Annotated in this window: 20 protein-coding genes; 12 read left to right on the top strand and 8 right to left on the bottom strand. The window is 70.2% G+C overall.

Translation table 11 applies throughout. The features are described from left to right. Positions 1 to 71: 71 nt before the first annotated feature. A complete protein-coding gene (locus tag B9A95_RS27660) occupies positions 72 to 725 on the bottom strand; it encodes a trimeric intracellular cation channel family protein (RefSeq protein WP_084050449.1) in 654 nt (217 codons plus the stop codon). 208 nt (positions 726 to 933) lie between these two features. Between B9A95_RS27660 and rpmF the strand changes: the two genes are divergently transcribed. Beyond that, positions 934 to 1,116 (top strand): 50S ribosomal protein L32, encoded by a 183-nt coding sequence (gene rpmF, locus B9A95_RS27665; RefSeq protein WP_084050450.1) that lies wholly within the window; start codon positions 934 to 936, stop codon positions 1,114 to 1,116. A gap of 445 nt (positions 1,117 to 1,561) precedes the next feature. Here the strand turns inward: rpmF and B9A95_RS27670 are convergent, their stop codons facing one another. The 5 genes from B9A95_RS27670 to B9A95_RS27690 form a co-directional block, all read right to left on the bottom strand. Next, on the bottom strand, positions 1,562 to 2,692 hold the full coding sequence (locus tag B9A95_RS27670; RefSeq protein WP_084050452.1) for a serine hydrolase: 1,131 nt from the start codon (positions 2,690 to 2,692) through the stop codon (positions 1,562 to 1,564). A gap of 27 nt (positions 2,693 to 2,719) precedes the next feature. Next, the gene (ubiE, locus tag B9A95_RS27675; RefSeq protein WP_084050454.1) at positions 2,720 to 3,454 is read right to left on the bottom strand and encodes a bifunctional demethylmenaquinone methyltransferase/2-methoxy-6-polyprenyl-1,4-benzoquinol methylase UbiE; all 735 of its coding nucleotides are present in this window, start codon (positions 3,452 to 3,454) and stop codon (positions 2,720 to 2,722) included. Positions 3,455 to 3,514: 60 nt separating this feature from the next. Further along, the gene (locus B9A95_RS27680) at positions 3,515 to 3,904 is read right to left on the bottom strand and encodes a GNAT family N-acetyltransferase (RefSeq protein WP_084050456.1); all 390 of its coding nucleotides are present in this window, start codon (positions 3,902 to 3,904) and stop codon (positions 3,515 to 3,517) included. A gap of 393 nt (positions 3,905 to 4,297) precedes the next feature. Beyond that, entirely contained in the window at positions 4,298 to 4,435 is a 138-nt protein-coding gene (locus B9A95_RS34235; RefSeq protein ID WP_170928788.1) for a hypothetical protein, read from the bottom strand. A 92-nt stretch (positions 4,436 to 4,527) separates the two neighbouring features. Continuing rightward, positions 4,528 to 5,718, bottom strand: coding sequence for a glycine C-acetyltransferase (locus B9A95_RS27690; RefSeq protein ID WP_084050460.1), 1,191 nt, complete (start codon positions 5,716 to 5,718; stop codon positions 4,528 to 4,530). Between the two features lie 173 nt (positions 5,719 to 5,891). On the opposite strand from B9A95_RS27690, the gene B9A95_RS27695 reads away from it, so the two are divergent. From B9A95_RS27695 to B9A95_RS27730, 10 genes are all read left to right on the top strand, one after another. Then, positions 5,892 to 6,590, top strand: a complete 699-nt coding sequence (locus B9A95_RS27695) for a roadblock/LC7 domain-containing protein (RefSeq protein WP_084050463.1) — start codon at positions 5,892 to 5,894, stop codon at positions 6,588 to 6,590. After that, a complete protein-coding gene (locus B9A95_RS27700; RefSeq protein ID WP_084050464.1) occupies positions 6,587 to 8,251 on the top strand; it encodes a hypothetical protein in 1,665 nt (554 codons plus the stop codon). The genes B9A95_RS27695 and B9A95_RS27700 overlap by 4 nt, the downstream gene beginning before the upstream one ends. A gap of 49 nt (positions 8,252 to 8,300) precedes the next feature. Then, entirely contained in the window at positions 8,301 to 10,307 is a 2,007-nt protein-coding gene (locus B9A95_RS27705; protein ID WP_084050466.1) for a coiled-coil domain-containing protein, read from the top strand. Between the two features lie 9 nt (positions 10,308 to 10,316). Continuing rightward, complete coding sequence (gene tsaE, locus B9A95_RS27710) at positions 10,317 to 10,763, top strand: tRNA (adenosine(37)-N6)-threonylcarbamoyltransferase complex ATPase subunit type 1 TsaE (RefSeq protein ID WP_084050468.1); 447 nt, start codon at positions 10,317 to 10,319, stop codon at positions 10,761 to 10,763. A gap of 52 nt (positions 10,764 to 10,815) precedes the next feature. Next, positions 10,816 to 12,003 (top strand): acetate kinase, encoded by a 1,188-nt coding sequence (locus B9A95_RS27715; RefSeq protein ID WP_084050470.1) that lies wholly within the window; start codon positions 10,816 to 10,818, stop codon positions 12,001 to 12,003. Between the two features lie 69 nt (positions 12,004 to 12,072). Beyond that, the gene (gene pta / locus B9A95_RS27720; protein ID WP_084050472.1) at positions 12,073 to 14,187 is read left to right on the top strand and encodes a phosphate acetyltransferase; all 2,115 of its coding nucleotides are present in this window, start codon (positions 12,073 to 12,075) and stop codon (positions 14,185 to 14,187) included. Positions 14,188 to 14,398: 211 nt separating this feature from the next. Then, positions 14,399 to 14,563, top strand: a complete 165-nt coding sequence (locus tag B9A95_RS34240) for a hypothetical protein (protein WP_170928789.1) — start codon at positions 14,399 to 14,401, stop codon at positions 14,561 to 14,563. A 609-nt stretch (positions 14,564 to 15,172) separates the two neighbouring features. Beyond that, complete coding sequence (locus B9A95_RS27725) at positions 15,173 to 15,388, top strand: hypothetical protein (RefSeq protein WP_084050474.1); 216 nt, start codon at positions 15,173 to 15,175, stop codon at positions 15,386 to 15,388. Continuing rightward, complete coding sequence (locus B9A95_RS36440) at positions 15,385 to 15,507, top strand: hypothetical protein (protein WP_281255898.1); 123 nt, start codon at positions 15,385 to 15,387, stop codon at positions 15,505 to 15,507. Before B9A95_RS27725 ends, B9A95_RS36440 begins: the two co-directional genes overlap by 4 nt. After that, entirely contained in the window at positions 15,504 to 15,695 is a 192-nt protein-coding gene (locus B9A95_RS27730; protein ID WP_084050475.1) for a hypothetical protein, read from the top strand. The genes B9A95_RS36440 and B9A95_RS27730 overlap by 4 nt, the downstream gene beginning before the upstream one ends. Positions 15,696 to 15,702: 7 nt before the next feature. Here B9A95_RS27730 and B9A95_RS27735 read toward each other — a convergent pair whose 3' ends face one another. Beyond that, complete coding sequence (locus B9A95_RS27735) at positions 15,703 to 17,082, bottom strand: SAM-dependent methyltransferase (protein WP_084050477.1); 1,380 nt, start codon at positions 17,080 to 17,082, stop codon at positions 15,703 to 15,705. A 78-nt stretch (positions 17,083 to 17,160) separates the two neighbouring features. Here B9A95_RS27735 and B9A95_RS32765 point away from each other — a divergent pair, with 78 nt between their 5' ends. After that, complete coding sequence (locus tag B9A95_RS32765) at positions 17,161 to 17,838, top strand: hypothetical protein (protein ID WP_139807007.1); 678 nt, start codon at positions 17,161 to 17,163, stop codon at positions 17,836 to 17,838. Between the two features lie 49 nt (positions 17,839 to 17,887). Here B9A95_RS32765 and B9A95_RS35835 read toward each other — a convergent pair whose 3' ends face one another. Next, the gene (locus B9A95_RS35835; protein WP_245808522.1) at positions 17,888 to 18,139 is read right to left on the bottom strand and encodes a peptidase associated/transthyretin-like domain-containing protein; all 252 of its coding nucleotides are present in this window, start codon (positions 18,137 to 18,139) and stop codon (positions 17,888 to 17,890) included. Positions 18,140 to 18,144 lie beyond the last annotated feature (5 nt).

Consider the following 18,144-nt stretch of genomic DNA (forward strand, 5'->3'; position numbering starts at 1 on the left):
AAAAAGATCCGACCCGAGCAGACTTGCTAAGCAGGGCGAGCAGGAGGAAAACGGAGCGGACGGAATCGGTTTCAGCCGTCCTCCGGCAAGCGCCGCACGGGCAGCCGCGCCCAGCCCCGGCGCGAGAGGTAGCGCAGCAGCACCACCATGCCCGCACCGCCGAGCTGCGCCTGAAAGGGCGTGACGAGCCCATGCAGCAGGTAGACGGTCAGGGCTCCCGCCGCCGCTGCCGTGGCGTACAGCTGATCGTGTCGGTACATGATTTCGGGCACTTCATTGGCGATCAGGTCGCGGATCACGCCCCCGCCCACGCCGCTAAGCATTCCCGCAAAGGCCACCCCCAACGGCCCCAGCCCAAAGGTGATGGCCCCGAGCGCACCCGACGCGGCGAACAGGCCCAGCCCCACGGTGTCGAAGAGGCGCAGGGTCCGCTCGAAGCGGGCGAGTCGCTCTCCAAACGCGAAGGCCAGTACGCCGCCCAGCAGGGCCACCCACAGGTAGGTCTCGTCGCGCAGAAAGAGGGGCGGGGTCTGTCCGGTCAGGGTATCGCGGATGGCCCCGCCTCCCACCGCCGTGACGCAGCCCAGCACGAGCACGCCGAACAGGTCAAATCTCTTGCGCACCGCCAGCAGCGCTCCCGACATGCTGAAGGCGAGGACGCCCAGCAGGTCCAGGGCGTGCAGTCCCTGTTCCAGGGTCACGGTCGGCAAGATGGCGTCGGGCATTGCCCGCCATGCTAGCCCCCTTCCCGCCCTACGGGAGCGCGTGCTATACTCCCGGCTGTTGTCTCGCCCGCCCCGCGGCCTGTTCCTGCTCGCAGGGGACCCGGCCCGGAGGGTGAAGAAAGCGCGCCCCGGCACCCAAACCCGCTCTGGACGGTCCACACCGTTCCCGAAGAATACAGGGCGCCGCGCGGCCCCGAGGAGAGAAATCATGGCGAAGCACCCCGTTCCCAAGAAGAAGACCAGCAAGAGCAAGCGCGACATGCGCCGCAGCCACCACGCCCTCGTGGTCCCCAACCTCAGCGCGTGCCCCCACTGCCACGCCAAGAAGCTCAGCCACCACATCTGCCCCAGCTGCGGCTACTACAACGGCCGTCAGGTGCTCGCGGTCTGAGACCCACACAAGTCAGAGAGGCTCCCGCTCCCGGGGGCCTTTTTTGTTGTCCTCGCTCCACTTCAGGGAAACGCAGGCGCGGGGAGCGCTCCCGTCCCCCGGGCACCAGCCATCCGGCGGCCTGAAGCTCGCGCAGGTGGTGGTAGAGCTTGCCCGCCCCGGCCAGTTCGGAGTTGGTCTGAAAGGCGGCGGTGGTGTCCTGCCCGCGGAACACGGCGCGCAGCAGCGTCAGCCGCAGCGGATGGCCCAGGGCGGCGAGCACGGGGGCGGCCTCCTGCCAGTCGGCGGCAAGGAGGTCCGGGGCCGCTGCACTCCGGGGCCGCTGCACCCTGCTGCCAGCCATAGGCCGCGCCCGTGGGCAGCGAGACGTGCCCGGCAAACACCACCGCGCCCGCCGGAAACCCCCAGTACGGTAGGGACATGGGGGCAGCGTAACGGGCGGGACTCAGGGCCCCGGCGCGGCATTCAGCACGTCGGCCAGCCGCTGCGCCTGTCCAGGTACAAGGGCCAGATAGACCATGGCGTCATTCATGGACGCTTCCAGCAGGCCGTACTGTTCCTCGGGAATTCGGCGCAGGAAGAGGCTGACCACCAGCTTCTCACCCTTGTGGGGGCCGACTTTGGGCGCCAGGGCGTAAGTGTTTGTCAGTACGCCGGGCAGGCTGCCGCCCTTCGCATAGACCTCGCTGAAGGCCTGGGCATTGGCGGGGTTAAGCCGCATGGGCCAGCCCAAATGCCGGGCCATGACCTCACGTTCAGCGGGCTTCAGGCCTGCTCCCGTCAGCACCTGCGCCATCAGGCCCGCGTAATCACTCACGGTGCCGTGCGCGTCAGTGGCGTCCACGAGGGCCGCCTGATCCTCGCGAGTGGGGAGACCCTGGCGGACCGTCTCCGGGTCACGCAGGGCGGGGGTGCGGCTGAGCTGCGCCGTTCGGCTCCAAGCGTCCGACACCCGCCGGAGCATGGGCCACCTGGAGTAATCCGCCCGCGCCGCCGGGTCCTGCCAAGCGCTGAACAGCCCGCTGAAGGGGCCGAATTCTTCCTGTCCGCTCAGCTTCAGGTCGCGGCGGATCTCGGCGACGGCGTCCCTGCCCAGCCGCGTCAGCACGAGGTCGGCGGCGGCGTTGTCGCTCGTCTCGATCATGAAGCGGACCACGGTATCGAGGGGCACAGCGCGGCTTCCGTCCTGCGCGCGGCCCTGGGAGTCGGCGGGAAGGTTTAAGGCCGCCAGGCTCTTCGCGTGCGCGCCTCCGTCGGTGCCCGGGAGGTAGAACTCTTCCCATTCGGAGAGCTTTACCAGGACCTGTGGGTTTAGCTTGCCCGCTGCCACCGCCCGCGCGTAGGCCGACAGCACCACGATCTTGCGGCTGCTTGCCAGCGGCATGGAGGCAGTGGGGTTCCACACGAGCGCGGGCCTTGCCGAATCGGGTGAGCCGTCTGGGCGCACCGAGGCGACGAACACCGCGAGGTCCCCCGGCTGCTGTTTGGCAAACTCCAGCAGGGGTGCGAGGGGATCTGCCCCCTGGGCCTGCGCAGCGGGCAGCAACGCGAGCACCACGGGCAGGAGCTTCCTCATGCCTTTATTCTAGAATTTTAGAGAAGGCTACCGCTTGTCCCCCACGTGAATCGCCGCGATGCCGAAGGTCAGCAGGCGGTAGCGGGTGCGAAAGCCCGTGGCGTGCATCATCGCCGCGAGGCGCTCAGGGTCTGGAAAGGCCAGCACACTCTCCGGGAGGTAGGTGTAGGCTCCGGCGTTGCCGCTGACCAGGGCGCCGATACGCGGCAGCACCTGGCGGAAGTAGAAGCGGAACAGCGGGCCGAACAGGCCCGGGCGGGGCGGTGGAAATTCCAGTACGACCAGGCGGCCCCCGGGCGACAGCACCCGCCACATCTCGGCCAGGCCGCGCCCGTAATCCGCAAAATTGCGAAAGCCGAAGGCGCAGGTCACGGCGCTGAAGGCGTGGTCAGGGTACGGCAGATTCAGGGCGTCGCCCTCTTCCAGCCGCACTTCCAGGTGACGGACATGGGCCTTCTGGCGAGCAATCGAGAGCATTTCCGGCACGAAATCGCTGCCCACCACCTCGGCCTCCGGCGCGCGGGCTTTCAGTTCCAGCGCAAAGTCGCCGGTTCCCGTCGCCACGTCCAGCACGCGGGTGGGCCCCAGGGCCAGGGCCTCGCGCGCCGCCTCCCGCCGCCAGCCCCGGTCCACCCCGAGGCTCAGCACCCGGTTGAGCAGGTCGTAGCGCGGCGCGATAGAGGCGAACATGGCCTGCACCTCGCGGCCCTTGTCTTGCTTGTCGCCTACGGGGGGGCGCGGTGTCGGCGGGCGCTGGGTCATGGGGGGATGATAGGCGGGGAGCGGGGAGCTTTTGGCCCTGAGCCGTTGGCCCTTCGGAAACTATGCCAGGCGCAGCAGTCCGGCATCCGTAGAACGAAAGCCGCAGGCCACGTAAAAGTCGCGCAGGTGCGGCTCGAAGTCCACGTGTAGCCAGTAGGCCCCCCCCTGCCGGGCGCTCCCTGCCGCCGCCCGCACCAACCGCAGGCCCACACCCCGGCGCCGCACGTCCGGGTGAACGGTGGTATCCAGTAGAAAGGCGTGCGCGCCGCCATCCCAGGCGACGTTGACGAAACCTACCAACCTCTCGCCCTCGTGCGCCGTCACCCAGGTAAGGCTGCGCGCGAGGACGGCGGGCCAGCTCTGCCCATCGTCCGGCCCGTTCCAGGCGGCGGTTCGGAGCTGGCCGAGGGCGGTAAAGTCGGGGACGGTGCGGACGCGGTACTCAATCATTCGGCTTCACAGGCACCCGGAGCCAGTAGCGCTCGCCCACCCCGTCCTCCTCCCAATCTGGAAGCCCTTGCGTTCCAGCCGCCGCAGGTTGGGCCGGGCGCAGTGGACGGCGTAAACGCGCCACTCGACGAAATGGAGGTCCCTGCCCACGGCATACCGCGGGACGAGGGCGGCGGGCCCTCTTTCCACTCCCGATCTGTGCCCGTTCCAGCATGGGGCTGTGTTCCACGGCCTGAAACTTGCCGAGCACTTCCGCCGTGCCCACGCGCAGCACCAGCGCTTCATCGGTCAGGAGCAGTTCACACAGATGCTCGCCTCCGAGGGCCAGCCCCTCGCCCGCCGTTGGGCCCCCGAAGAGGAGGAGCGAAGATGCCGCGCGCAGCCTCCCCCGCCTTACCAACTCGGCCCCGGGTCCCGGAGGTGCCCCGCCCCCTCCAGCGCTTCCGGGCGGGGCACCTCGGGATCGGCGCGCAGCGCGCCGTGTCCTGCCAGAAACTGCGGGTCGCCCAGGACGGCGAAACCGCTCGGCAACCGGGCCGCGATGGGGTGGGACCCTCTTCCCGGCGCGGGGCCTCCAGGCAGCCTGGGATGCCCCCGCGCCGGATTCCTCCCGGCCCGTCACCCTAGCCCCCGATCACGCCCATCTCGCGGCCCACCCGCTCGTAGGCGGCGAGGGCCTGGTCCAGATCGTCGCGGGTGTGCTCGGCGGTCACGATGTTGCGGATGCGGGCCAGGCCGCGCGGCACGGTGGGAAAGCCCAGACCAACGGCAAAGACGCCCTGATGCAGCAGGCGCTGGCTGGCCTCGAAGGCCGCACCCGTCTCGCCAAACAGCACGGGCGTGATGGGCGTCTCGCTGCCCATCGTGTCGAAGCCCAGCCGGGCGAGTTCCGCCTTGAAAAAGCGGGTGTTGGCCCACAGCCGCTCCATAAACTCGGGCTCCTGCTGCACGAGGTCCAGCGCCGCCGAGAGGGCGCCCACCACGGCGGGCGGGTGCCCCGTGGAAAAGAGGTAGGGCCTTGCACGGTTGATCAGCAGTTCGCGCAGGTCCGCGTGCCCCGCCGCGTAGCCGCCCACCACGCCCCACGCCTTGCTCAGGGTACCCACCTGAATCACGTCTTCCGAATCCTGGAGGCCGAAGTGGTGAACGGTACCGCGCCCGGCCTCGCCCAGCACACCCGAGCCGTGGGCGTCATCTACGTAGGTGACGGCCCCGTACTTGCGGGCCACCTCCACCAGCCGGTCCAGCGGGGCAATGTCTCCGTCCATGGAAAACACGCCGTCGGTCACGACGAGTTTCAGGCCGTCCGTCTCGTTTTCCGACAGCACCCGTCCCAGATCCGCCGGGTCCGCGTGCTTGAAGATCTTCTTGGTGGCCTTGGTGAGCCGCAGGCCGTCAATGATGGAGGCGTGGTTCAGCTCGTCGCTGACCACCAGGTCGCCGGGTTGCAGCAGGGTGCCCAGCACGCCCTGGTTGGTGGTGAAGCCGCTTTGCAGCACCAGGGCGCTCCCCGTGTGCTTGAAGGCCGCGAGCTGTTCCTCGAAGTCCTCGTGGATGCGCAGGGTGCCCGCAATCGTCCGCACCGCGCCCGCCCCGGCCCCCCACTCCCGCAGGTAGGCGGCGGCCTTCTCCTTCAGGGCTGGGTGGTCGGCAAAACCCAGGTAGTTGTTGGAGGCGAGGTTGATCACGTCCACGCCGCCGACGTGGGTGCGGGCGCGCTGGGGGGCCTCCAGCACGCGCGGGCGGATCAGGAGGCCGCTGTCACGCAGGCCAGCGAGTTCGGCCGACAGGCGCTGGGAGAGGGTGGTGGTCATGGGGGTAGTCTAGACGGCAGGGGTGCCGGTGCGGCCAGGAAAGCAGGCCGCTGGAGGACGGGCGCTCCAGGTCTCCGGGAGCAAGGGGCGCTTTCCTCCACCGCGCCCCCGCTTGCCCACCCTTGAGACAACTCTGTCAGGACACCCGGGCCTATAATCCAGGGAGGTAACCCATGACGAATGCCACGAACGCCGTGTACTCCCTGATCGTGCGCGCCCTGTCCGGCATCGTGTCCGAACGCGCCGCTGAAACCATGCTGCGCGCGGCCCTGGGCGAGCAGGGCCTGACCCCCGAGGGGGTGAATGCCCAGGACATGCAGCGGGTGCTCTCGGGCCCGCTGCTGGCCCGGGTCAGCAACGTCTTGCCGCCGGCGCGCGCCCGCAGCGAGTTGCGCGGCCTCGCGGCCCGGCTGCAGGCGCAGTACCCCAAGGCTCCCACCCTCTTTCTGGAACCCGCCGCGGCCTGGGAGGACCCGGGCGATCTCAGCGCCGACGACTTCGAGTTCGACGACCCCGAGTACACCTCTGTGCCCACCGAGCGGCGCTACGCGCTGGGCAGCCCGGACGGGCAACAGGCCCTGATTCAGGACCTGGGGCGCATCCAGGGGGTCCAGGGCATTCTGGTGTGCCGCGCCAACGGCGAGGTGTTGCGCGAGAAGGCGCTCTCGGGCGTCGGCAACCTGGGCAGCGTGATCGCCGCCACGGCCATGCTGTTTCAGAAGCGCGCCCTGACCCTGATGTCGGCCGACATGGGCCAGCAGACCGTATGCATGCGGCCCGTGGGGAGCTACTGCGTCGCCGTGGTTGCTGGCCCCGGGGTCAACATCGGGCGGCTGCTGTCTGAGCTGCAGCAGATCCGGGAGGCCGCGTGAAGCGCGTCCCGTCCGCCCTGGTCCTCACGGCGGCCCTGACCGCCAGCCTCGCCGGTGCGCAGGACCTCAGCGCCTACCGGGCCCTGTCAAGCAGCCTGGAAGCGGCTTCGCAGGCGCGCACAAAAAGTGCCGCGCAGGCGCTCACATCCCTCGATCGGGCGGAGAGCGCGTATACCAGACTCGCCCCCACCGTGCAGAACAAGCAGTTGCTGAGCGGCATGCGCGACGCGCTCGACGGGGCCCGGGCTGCCCTGGCGCGCACGCCCGCCGAGTTGCAGGCGCAGGTGCTGCTGGCGCGCGGGCTGATGCGCAAGGCGCTGTACGACCAGACGCTGGCAGAACTCGCGCAGGCCCCGGCCAACGGCCGCGCGCAGCTGGCGTTGCTGGGACAGGAGTTCGGCCTAAAGGGCGCGGCGGCGCAGGCGTTGAGCAGCGACGCGAAGGCCGGACGGCTGGAGCGTGTGGCCTGGCGACTGCAGAAGGCGGCGGCGCAGAAGGTGAGCGCGTCGCTGGGCAGCACCACTCCCAAACGCAGCGCGGCCTCCTACCTCAGCCTCGCGCAAGCCACGAGCTGGTTCACGGTGGTGCAAGACGCCAGCGGTGCGCCGCTGCGGGTGTCGCAGTTCACCAGTGCGCTGCGCCAGCTCGCCTCGGGCGATGTACCGGGGCTTACCGCGTCCCTCAAGACGCTGCGGCAGGGCGCGTCAGCGCTGCAGCGCACGCTGGCCTCGCCGCCCACTGCTGGCAAGCAGACGGGCGGCGGGCCACAGGTGCCGAACCCACGCCCCTCGGCACCCCAGGCGCAAACGCCCAAGCCGCAGCCCACGCCTTCCAGTGCCGCCCAGACCCCAACGGTGCAGACCCGGACGTCGCCCGGGGGAGCTTCGGCTGGAGCGCCCGCGGGCGCAGGCGCCGACGAGGTTTCCGGGGCGGGCAGCGTAGCGGCGGCCTACGCTGCCCTGGGCCGTGCGCTGGCCGCCACCGGGCACGGAGACAACACGGCCGCCCGCACGGAGCTGGAACGGGCCAGCGCGGCGCTGCGGCGCCCTGCAGCCTCCCTCACGGCGGCTCCCGGCTATGACCGGCTCCTGCGGGACGTCACGGCGGCTGCAGGGCGCCGGGGCCTGCGGCCGAGCGACGTACAGGCCCTGATCTCGGGACTCGGCCGGCTGGAGGCGGGCACGACGAGCACGGCCGACGCCCTCTCGGCGGGCGCGGCGCGTGGCTTCGGCGGCGGTGTGCGCGCCCTGCTGTTCTTCGCGCTGGCCCTGCTCGCGGCCCTGCCCCTGTACCTGCTCAACCTGGCCTTCGGGGGCCGCAACACCTACTGGCGCGCCATTTCAGCGGCGCTGGCGTTGCTGCTGCTCCCCACCTTCTTCGAGGGCCTGTTCGGGGGACTCGGCTGGCTGGGCGACCTGACCGGAGTGGGGGGCCTGCGCGCGCTAAGCAACTTCACGCTCTCGCAGGGGGCCTACGGCGTGCCCCTCGGCGCGCTGCTGACGGCGCTGGCCATCGGCCTGGCCACCTACGGCTTCCGGGGACTGTGCGTGCAGTTCGGCCTGCTGGGCGCAGGAACCCCGGCTGCGGCCCAGACCAGCATCCGCACCACCAAGACCAGCACCCGTCCGGGCACGAGCCGCGACTGGGACGAGGAAGTCTGATGAGCAACTCCACTGAGCGTTTCACCGTTTTGACTGCCCGGAGCCGGGGATGACCTCAGGCCCCGGAACTTCCGAACCGCTGCACCGCCTGCCGGTACGGCTGCTGGGCGATATGATCTCGCCGCGCGCGTTGGAGCGCATCCTGCAAGACGGCGCGGGTGCGCGCGGCGTCACCCTGGACACCCTGGACGCCCGGGCGCTTGAAGACATCCTGAAAAAGGAAGTCTTCAAGCGGCTGCAGCTGAGCGTGCCCGCTGCGCTGGCCAAGCGCCGCGTCTCGGACGTGATTTCCGAGCTGTTGACCGCCGCGCCCGCCGCACCTACCCCCAACGCGGGCGGTCAGCAACTCGCCCTGCTGGAAGAGGGGGCCCGGCGCTTTACCCTGTATTTTGACTGGCCCGAAACCCAGCGCCTGCGCGGCGTGCTCGGCGTGGCCCGGCAGCAGGACCAGGCCGGACAGGACATCGCCCCACTGATCCGCGAGGGGCAGGACCTGATCGCGCTGATGGAGCGCCGGCTTCAAGAAGGGCTGGTTATCCAGTCGCAAGACCTGGCCGAATTGCAGGCCGCCTTCCGGCGGGTGCAGGGCATGGGCGGCAAGGACGTGCGGCGCCTGGAGACCCTGATCTCTCAGATCGAGGACGCCCAGAAGCAGGGCATGCTGCTGCCCGCCGAGGTGGACCGCGCCCGCACCATCACCTTCAACCTGCGCCGCACGCTGGAGTCGTCGGTGGTGCAGCCCCTGACCCCCGGCGGCGAGGCCCCGGTCCTGGACCCCGACGCCCAGGCACGCGTGCTGGCGCTGGAACAGGAACATGCCGCGCGGCAACTCGCCGACGTGGGCCGCGAATTCGAGCCGCTGCTGCGCGCCCGGCCGGACCTGGACGCCCAATATCAGGCCTTGAAAGGCCAGCAGGCCGCGGGAACCCTCAAGGCTGAGGCCGTGGCAGGCTGGCGTAAGGACCTGGAACAGATTCGCACGGGGCTGGTGCAGGCGCAGCAGGGCGAACTCAATGCCCTGGAAGCGCGCCTGGCCGCACTGGGAGGCAGTCCGGCCGCTGCCGACGCCCGTGTGGAACTGGACGTCGCCCGCCTGACCCTGACGGGCGGCGGCCTCGCCACCGACGAGCTGCGCGACCTGACGAACACCCTCGCCGCGCTGGAGGCCGGACCGGCCCAGGCCGCGCGGCTGCTGGAGCGCCAGCGCGAACTGACCGAGGTGGAGCGCGCCGCCCGCGACGTGCCCGGCGCGGCGGCGGACCTCGCGCCCCAGCTTGCTGCGGCCCGCGAGGCCCTGCTGCGCGGGGACGACGTGAATGTGGACGCCCTGTGGGCCGTACTCGAACGCCGCATGGGCGAAGCGGCGCAACAGCGCGAGGACTTCGACGCCCGCGCCGATCACGTCATCAGTGAGTACGACACCGTGCGCCACCTGGCCGGCGAAACGATCCGCTCGCTGGGGCGACTTGCCGACGCGCTGCGCGCCCAGCGCCGTCTGGGGCCGATGTCCGTCGAGGCCCGCGAGCGCTACGCCCACACCCTGACCGACGCTGAGGGCCTGCTGGCCGAGGCGAGGGCCGAGTATCAGGCCGCCCAGGAGGTCACGGCCAGCTTCGGCGAGGACGCCCTGAGCGGCCTGCTGGACGTCTTCGACTTTGGGGGCGACGCGGGTGGGGCCGGTGGAGGCCTGTTCGGGGACCTGGGTGGCCCTGAGACGGCCCCCGCCGCTCCATCTGCCCCCGCGTCGCCCAGCGCCGACGTCCCCACCTTCTCCGGCACTGCTCCGGCCCTCACCCTGCCCGACGACACCTGGCTGACCCGGGGAGGCCGCATCACGGCGGGCAGCGCCACGAACATGGCCGCGCAGGAGGTGGCGGGCCTGCTTGACCTCGCCCTGAACATGGGCGTGCGGACCGTGCGGCTCGAAGACGAACGCGGGGCCTGGGCCGCCCGGCAAGACGGCCTGGGCGCGTGGCGGCTGGCCCATGGCCCCAACCTCCAGACCATCGAAGACCGGCTGGGCGGCTGGCTGACGACAGGGGAATTCGGGGGATAGGCTGCGGGGATGAGCGCCGCCTTCCCCCTCCTGCTCCACCAGTCCCGCCTGCTGCACGGTCCCGAAGAGCAGCGCGCGCTGGGCGCCGCCCTGACTGAGGTGCTGCCGCCCGGCGCGGTGCTGTTTCTGGAAGGCGAACTCGGCGCGGGCAAGACCACGCTGACGGGCGGACTGGTGGAGGCCCTGGGCTTCGCAGAACCCGTCACCAGCCCCACCTACGCCCTGATGCACCCCTACCCCACGCCAGCGGGACGCGTGCTGCACGTGGACGCCTACCGTGTGCGCGACGCGGGGGAGCTGTACGAGATGGACCTCGAAGACCTGATCGTGCAGAGCCGGCTGACCGTCATCGAGTGGGGCGAGGGGCTGTACGCGGATTACCCGGACGCGCCCATCCTGTGGCTGGAGCACGTGCCGGGCGAGCCGGACGTGCGGCGGGCAACGCGGGTACGCTGACCGACTTTAAATGTCCTCCCGTCCCCCTGGCGGGGCGCGTCAGAATGCACCCATGAAGACGCTGGTGGTGAATTGCGGATCGAGCAGCATGAAGTTCGCGCTGTTGGACCCGGCCTCAGGTGCTGTGGCCCTCTCTGGACTGGCCGAGCGGCTGGGCGGGGCGGGGGCCTCGGTACGGGTGGACCGGGAGGACGGGCGCGTCACCGTGCCCCTGCCAAACGGCAGTTATCCGGAAGCGTTTGGCGTGCTGCTCGCGGAACTCGACCGCCTGAACGCCCGCGCCGAGGTGCAGGCTGTCGGGCACCGCGTCGTCCACGGCGGGGAGCAATTCAGCGCCGCGTCCCTCCTGAGCCCTGAGGTGCTGAAAGCCATTCAGGCGTGCGTGCCCCTCGCCCCGCTGCACAATCCGGCGAACCTGGAGGGAATCGCGGCGGCGCAGGCGGCCTTCTGTGACGTGCCTCACGTCGCCGTGTTCGACACCGCCTTCCACCAGACCATGCCGGAGGTGGCCTACCGCTACGCCGTGCCCGAGGCGTGGTACAGGGAGCACGGCGTGCGGCGCTACGGCTTTCACGGCACCAGCCACGCGTACGTCGCGGGTGAGGCGGCGCGGGTGCTGGGCCAACCACTGGAGGAACTGAACCTCGTCACCGCCCACTTGGGCAATGGGTGCAGCGTGGCCGCGATAGCGGGAGGCCGCAGCGTGGACACCAGCATGGGTCTGACCCCGCTGGAGGGCCTCGTCATGGGAACCCGCAGCGGCGACGTGGACCCCGGCCTGCACGACTACCTCGCGCGGGAAGCGGGCCTGAGCCTCACCGAATTGACGGCGGCGCTGAACAGGGAAAGCGGGTTGAAAGGGCTGTCGGGCCTGACCAACGACATGCGCGAGTTGGAGGAAGCCGCCGGGCAGGGTCACGCGGGCGCACGCCTCGCGGTGCAGGTCTTTGTCTACCGTCTCGCCAAGCTGATCGCCGGTATGGCCGTGGCGCTGGGGCGGCTGGACGGCCTCGTCTTTACCGGCGGCATCGGTGAGAACAGCGCCGCCGTCCGTTCGGCCACCCTCGCGCGGCTGGCGGTGCTGGGCTTCACGGTAGACGATGGGGCGAACGCAGCGGCGGTGCGCGGGCAGAGCGGCGTGATCTCCGCATCTGGCAGCGTGTCCACACTCGTGGTGAACACGAACGAGGAATGGATGATCGCGCGGGAGACGGCGGAGCTCGTCGCGCGTGGCCTGTAGCGTGACAGGGAAAGAAGCTGGGCCCACTGCACGGCGCTCCACCGGCCACAATCCTCTGAAGGAGAACCCATGAAAACCCTCTTTGTCGCGCCCACCCGCAACGGTGTTGGCCTGTCGAGCACCGCCCTGGGCCTGCTGCGCGCGTTGGAGCGCCGGGGCCTGAAGGTGGCCTTTCTCAAGCCCATCGCCCAGACACACGAGGCGGCCCCCGACGACTCGGTGCATTTCGCCCGCACGCTGGCCCACGCCGTGACGCCCGATCCCATCCCGCTCGCGCACGCCGAGGAGCAGCTCAGCCTCGGCCAGGAAGAGGACCTGATGGAAGGCGTGATTGCCCTGGCGCGGCAGGCGGTCGGCGGCGTGACGGGCGGAGCAGACGTGCTTGTGGCCGAGGGCCTGGCCCTCAACGAGCGCAACACCTACGCGGGCACCCTGAACGCCAGCCTCGCGCGCAACCTGGAAGCGGACGTGGTGCTGGTGTCCAGCCTCGCGGGCGTGACACCCGGGGCGCTCGCCGATGAACTGGAGATTGCGGCGCAGGGCTATCGCCGCAGCGACGGCTCGGGGCTGGCCGGGTACGTGCTGAACTTCGCCCCACGCGAACTGGATTTTGGCGGTCTGCTGGCCGAGCTGCGGGGGCGCAGCCGGGTGCTGGCGAGCGGCGAGTTGCCCCTGCTGGGCGTCGTGGCGCAGACCGAAGCCCTCAGTGCCCCGCGCACCGTGGACGTGGCCCGGCACCTGGGCGCGACGCTGGTGAACGGGGGCGAGGCCACCTTTCGCCGCGTCACGAGCACCGTGATCACCGCCCGCAGCGTGCCCAAGATGGCGGACCTCTTTACCTCAGGCGCACTCGTGGTCACGCCCGGGGACCGCGAGGACGTGGTGATGGCGGCGGCCCTCTCGCACCTCAGCGGGGTGCCGCTCGCGGGGCTGATGTTCACATCGGGCAGCGCCCCCGAACCCGCCATCGAGCGGCTGTGCCGGGCGGCGCTGACCTCCTCGCTGCCCGTGCTGCGGGTGGACACCAATTCGTACAACACGGCCTCGCGCTTATCGCGCATGGACCCCCGCGTGCCGCACGACGACCTCGAACGCATGGAGCGAACGCTGGACTTTATCGCGGACCGCCTGGACACCGTGCCGCTCGGCACCCGCTTGAGCACCCCGCAGCCGGAAGGCGAGCGCCGACTGCCCCCCAGCGCCTTCCGCTACGAGCTGATTCAGCGGGCGCGGGCGGCAAACAAGCGCATCGTGCTGCCCGAGGGCGACGAGCCGCGCACGGTAAAGGCCGCCATCCGCTGTGTCGAAAAGGGCATCGCGCGGCCGCTGCTGCTCGCCCACCCGGACAAGGTGCGGCAGGTGGCCGAAGGCCAGGGCCTCACGCTGCCGCAAGGGCTGGAGGTGCTGGACCCCGAAAGCATTCGTGCCAATTACGTCGCCCCGATGGTGGAACTCCGGAGGAGCAAGGGCCTGACCGCTCCGCAGGCGGAGGCGCAACTCGAAGACACGGTGGTGCTGGGCACAATGATGCTCGCGCTCGGCGAGGTGGACGGGCTGGTGTCGGGGGCCGTCCACACGACCGCCAACACGGTGCGCCCGGCCCTGCAACTCATCAAGACCGCGCCCGGCGCTGCCCTGGTGAGTTCGGTCTTCTTTATGCTGATGCCCGAACAGGTGCTCGTGTACGGCGACGCGGCGATCAATCCCAACCCCGGCGCGGAGGAACTGGCCGACATCGCCATCCAGTCCGCGGACTCCGCGCAGGCCTTTGGGATCACACCCCGGGTGGCGATGCTGAGTTACTCGACGGGCGAGAGCGGCGCGGGCGAAGACGTGGAAAAGGTGAAGGCCGCCACCCAACTCGTCCGCGAACGCCGCCCCGACATTCAGGTGGACGGTCCCCTCCAGTACGACGCCGCGAGCGTCTTGAGCGTGGGCCGCCAGAAGGCGCCGAACAGCCCCGTGGCGGGCCGGGCCACCGTGTTTATCTTCCCGGACCTCAACACGGGCAACACCACCTACAAGGCCGTGCAGCGCGCGGCGGGTGTGGTGGCGATTGGGCCGATGCTCCAGGGACTGCGCAAGCCGGTAAACGACCTCTCGCGGGGAGCGTTGGTGGACGACATCGTGTATACGGTTGCGCTCACGGCAATTCAGGCGGGGCAGGGGCAGGGGGGAGTGTAGACGGAAGTGTTGGGTAGCCCAGCGGAAGAGCGTCCGGGCCCGGACCGGGAGGTCGGCGGTTTGACTCCGCCCCGGACGTGCGGGACGGCCGAGCGTCCAAAACCCGGTGGCCGTCCCTCTTCTGTGGCCTAGGCTTCTGGAATCTGGACGCGGCGGGCCCTGTGTCCTGAGAGCGTCCGGCCGCTCAGTGGAAGGGCCACACTGCTCCAAGGTGCCGGATCAGCGGTTCGGTTCTGCCCTGGACAGCGAGGAGTTGCCCGCCACCCATACCGGCTGGGAAACGTCCCGGCGCGTGCGGCACGCTGCTCTGCGCAATCCCTCGCTGACTGGCAAACGCCCCGAGTTCTGCACCCTGGTGGCCGGTGGCCGAGGTTAACCGGCAGGGGCGCAAGCACGCCCGGCAGCGGGACACGGCGAGGCCACCCGAACCGGGAGCGCGGGACCCCTGCTCCGCTGCGACATGTGCAAGCGGCGGTACGACGCCCCCACGCGGCGCGCCGTGCACTGTGCCGGGTGGGCGGTGCGCTGAATGCCCGTAAGCGCGGGGCCCGGGCTGACCTGCCGGGGCGGGTGACCGTGCGGACCGGCGGACGGCTCAAAATCGGCCACGCCACCCCGCTGAACCTGCCACTCGGCGGCGCCCGGGTGATCGTTACCACCCGGTTTCCAAGCGGCGCCGCGCAGCGGTACAGGGCCGAACCGGCGGTACAGGGCCGAACCGGCGGTACAGGGCCGAACCGGACGCCGGAGAGTGGCAGGGCCGCCTGCCCCTGTATGGCCTGGACCTGCGTGAACTGCGGGCGGCGCAGGCCTTCACGGACCATCTGCACGCCCCCGAGCCGTACCTCGACATCCTGATCAACAACGCGGCGCAGACCACCGCCCGGCCCGAGTTCTACGCCCACCTGCAGCACGGTAAGCGGCTGACCCTTCCCGGCGCTGCGCCCGGTCATCCCCGGAGCGAACACCCCGCCCCCTGCATCTGTTGCGCGAAGGGAGAGCGGCCCCGAATCCCCTCTTTCCTGCGGGGCAGCGCGGCGAACACGGCCAGCAACTGGGCCTGCGCCTGGACAACAGCTGGACAGCCCGGCTGGAGGACGTGGACGTGCGTGAACTGCTTGAGGGGCAGCCCGTGAATACCACGGCGCCCTTCTTGCTGTGCCTGCTTCGCCGCACCGGGAGCGCTTTACCGTCAACGTGAGCGCCGTGGAGGGGCAGTTCGCCCGGCCGGAGAAGCGCGGACACCACCCACACGCCAACATGGCGAAGGCCGCCCTGGACATGCGGATCCTGGGCTGGTCCGCGAGGGCATTTCCATGACCAGCGTGGACACCGGGTGGGCGTCGGTACAGCAGCCGCACCCCGGCGGCGAGCACCTCCATGTGCAGGGCTATCAGCTCCCTCCCGATATGACCGACGCGGCTGCCCGGGTCTATGATCCCATCGTCCGGGGCCTGGCAGGCGACGCACCCTTCGGCGTGAAGAATTACGCGCCCCAACCGTGGTGATTTCCACTTACCGGTACAAATCCGCCCGGCTGGGCGGCAGCGCCACGCTGCGGTCTACCCTCGGCTTGGCGAGGAGGCTCTGGTAGATGGACAGGTGCCCGGCGGCGAAGTAGTACGCGCAGGCCCCCAGGTAGATGCGCCACAACCGGAAACGTTCCTCGCCCAGTGCGGCGAGGGCTTCCTCCCGGTGCGCTTCCAGATTGCGGGACCAGCAGGCGGTGGTCTGCGCGTAGTGCTCGCGCAGATTTTCCACGTCGCGAACCTCGAATTTCGCCTCGGCGCCGTGTTTCAGGGTCTCCCAGATGGGCAGCAGCTCGCCGTCGGGAAAGACGTACTTGCGTGCGAAATTGCCCGATTGCAGCAGGTAGGGAACTTTCGCCTGCTCGATGCCGCCGGAAATGGCGTGGTTGAGCATCAGGCCGCCGGGCTTCAGCGCGTCGTAGGCGGCGCGGAAATAGGTGGGCATGTTGCGGCGCCCCACATGTTCGGCCATGCCGATGGACGCGATCTTGTCGAACTGCCCGTGTCCGCTGCCCAGCACGTCGCGGTAATCGCGCAGCTCCAGGGTAACGAGATGTGAGACGCCCGCCGCCTCCACCCGCTGCCGGGCCTCGTGCAGCTGCGCTTCCGAGAGGGTCACGCCCAGCACCTGCACCCCGTACTGCTGCGCGGCGTAGATGGCGAGTCCACCCCAGCCGGAGCCGATGTCCAGCAGACGCTCGCCGGGCTGAAGGCGCAGCTTGCGGCAGATGTACTCCAGCTTGGCTTCCTGGGCCTCATCCAGCGTCTCGGTGCCTGTGGGGAAGTAGGCGCAGGAATACACCATGCGGCGGTCCAGCCAGAGCTTGTAAAAGTCGTTGGACACGTCGTAGTGGTAGGTGATGGCCTGCCTGTCGCGTTCGCGGCTGTGGACCTCGCCCTCCAGGCGGGCAGTCGTGGGGGGCGGCGTCGGTCCCGCGCCCCGGCGCAGCGTCGCGACGTCTCTCAGCACGCGGGCAGTGGTGGCCGGGGTGAATTGCGCGTCGAAGGCGTCGGGAATACCCGCCACGGTTCCGATGTCGCCCTCAATCTCGAAGTCGCCCCGCAGGTACGCCTCCCCGAAGGCCAGATCGGCGGGCAGGCGCAGCATTCGGCCCAGCGCGTGTTCACTGCGCAAGACCAGCCGGGCAGTGGCCGGCTGTGCGGTGGCGGGCAGCACGGCGCCGTCCCACAGCTCCACGTCGAAGGCCCGCGCGCCGGGCAACACGGCAATCAGCAGGCGCAGGGCCGCCGCACGCAGCTCTTCCGGGGTGGGCGGCGTCTGGGCCACCTGCCGCACAGCGAGGGCGGCAGCGGCGGCTCCGGCGGTCCAGAGGGCGGCGCGAGAACGGCGGAGCGAGGAGGACATGGACCCCAGGATAAGGCGGGGCGGCAAACGGGGACCGCTCCCTTCAGTTCTGGTGATCGGGAAACCCTTCAGGCGGATTTGCTCCCCGAGGCGCGCAGCAGGGAGAAGGTCCGCTCCTGCGCCGCATCCGTTGCCCATCCCCCGAACGCCTCCACCGCCGCCTGCCGCTCCCCCTCAGAGGCCAGCACCCACCACCTGCAGGCCACAGGTAAGGCCCAACTCGCCCCACAGGCGGGCGCGGCGGGCAAAATCGGCGTCTCCACCCCCCGTCACCTCGTGCTGGGCTACGACATTGATCCCGGTCAGGCCCACGTCCCCCAGTCACCCGGCGAGATGATCGGCCACCCCGTTGTTCACGCCCGCGTCCGCCCGCCAGACCAGGGAGCGCTCCCGGAAGTGCGGCATCTCGGGTGGGGGGTTGGGGTGAGTTGGACCCTGAGGTGGTTGTGGCCCAACGGGAAGAGCCGCCCGCCCGGCTTTGGGGCCGCCACGACGCCGAACGCTGCGGTCTCGTCAAGGGCGGCGTACACGTCCCCCTGCCCAAAGGACAGCTTGAGCAGCCTCGCGCGGGTCCGGTGGGCCCCGCCGAGCAGTGCAACGTTTGTGTCCACGCCCTTCACCCCGGCGAAGGGGGCCGCTTCGGCGATTCCGGCGGAGGGCGCGCGGCTCCCCGAGAGCAGATATCAACGCGCGGACTTCTTTTTAACCGAGACCGGCGAGCGAAATGCGCGTGGGGGAGAATGGGGGGCGCCGTGAGGGCTGCCCTTCCACGCGCGGCGCCATTCGGACAACTGCTTTATAACCCTCAGCGGGCCAGACCGACGGTCAGGTTCGCCGCGTAGCCCCCAGCAGGCGTCCCCGTCACGGCGGACAGTTGCGGGGCGTAGCCATCGCGGAACACCATGTCGCGGTCCAGCGACTGTCGGCCCAGGTTGCTCAGGCTCCGACCGTACCCGTTGGTGGCGTACGCCGCCCAGCACGCGCCCTCGGGCAGGGCGAGTTGCGACGTCTGAATCTTGCCCCGCGCGGCCGTTGCCGCCGCCATGGTGGGAAACACCTCGA

This window comes from Deinococcus hopiensis KR-140 (genome assembly GCF_900176165.1).
GTDB classification, from domain to species: domain Bacteria; phylum Deinococcota; class Deinococci; order Deinococcales; family Deinococcaceae; genus Deinococcus; species Deinococcus hopiensis.

What these genes read in the sequence shown, in the direction of transcription:
- B9A95_RS27660 (WP_084050449.1), bottom strand. Translation starts at nt 725, where the DNA reads ATGCCCGACGCCATCTTGCCGACCGTGACCCTGGAACAGGGACTGCAC.
- pta (WP_084050472.1), top strand. Translation starts at nt 12,073, where the DNA reads ATGAAAACCCTCTTTGTCGCGCCCACCCGCAACGGTGTTGGCCTGTCG.
- B9A95_RS27670 (WP_084050452.1), bottom strand. Translation starts at nt 2,692, where the DNA reads ATGAGGAAGCTCCTGCCCGTGGTGCTCGCGTTGCTGCCCGCTGCGCAG.
- B9A95_RS27680 (WP_084050456.1), bottom strand. Translation starts at nt 3,904, where the DNA reads ATGATTGAGTACCGCGTCCGCACCGTCCCCGACTTTACCGCCCTCGGC.
- B9A95_RS27695 (WP_084050463.1), top strand. Translation starts at nt 5,892, where the DNA reads ATGACGAATGCCACGAACGCCGTGTACTCCCTGATCGTGCGCGCCCTG.
- B9A95_RS27690 (WP_084050460.1), bottom strand. Translation starts at nt 5,718, where the DNA reads ATGACCACCACCCTCTCCCAGCGCCTGTCGGCCGAACTCGCTGGCCTG.
- rpmF (WP_084050450.1), top strand. Translation starts at nt 934, where the DNA reads ATGGCGAAGCACCCCGTTCCCAAGAAGAAGACCAGCAAGAGCAAGCGC.
- ubiE (WP_084050454.1), bottom strand. Translation starts at nt 3,454, where the DNA reads ATGACCCAGCGCCCGCCGACACCGCGCCCCCCCGTAGGCGACAAGCAA.
- B9A95_RS27715 (WP_084050470.1), top strand. Translation starts at nt 10,816, where the DNA reads ATGAAGACGCTGGTGGTGAATTGCGGATCGAGCAGCATGAAGTTCGCG.
- B9A95_RS27730 (WP_084050475.1), top strand. Translation starts at nt 15,504, where the DNA reads ATGACCAGCGTGGACACCGGGTGGGCGTCGGTACAGCAGCCGCACCCC.
- B9A95_RS27705 (WP_084050466.1), top strand. Translation starts at nt 8,301, where the DNA reads ATGACCTCAGGCCCCGGAACTTCCGAACCGCTGCACCGCCTGCCGGTA.
- B9A95_RS27735 (WP_084050477.1), bottom strand. Translation starts at nt 17,082, where the DNA reads ATGTCCTCCTCGCTCCGCCGTTCTCGCGCCGCCCTCTGGACCGCCGGA.
- tsaE (WP_084050468.1), top strand. Translation starts at nt 10,317, where the DNA reads ATGAGCGCCGCCTTCCCCCTCCTGCTCCACCAGTCCCGCCTGCTGCAC.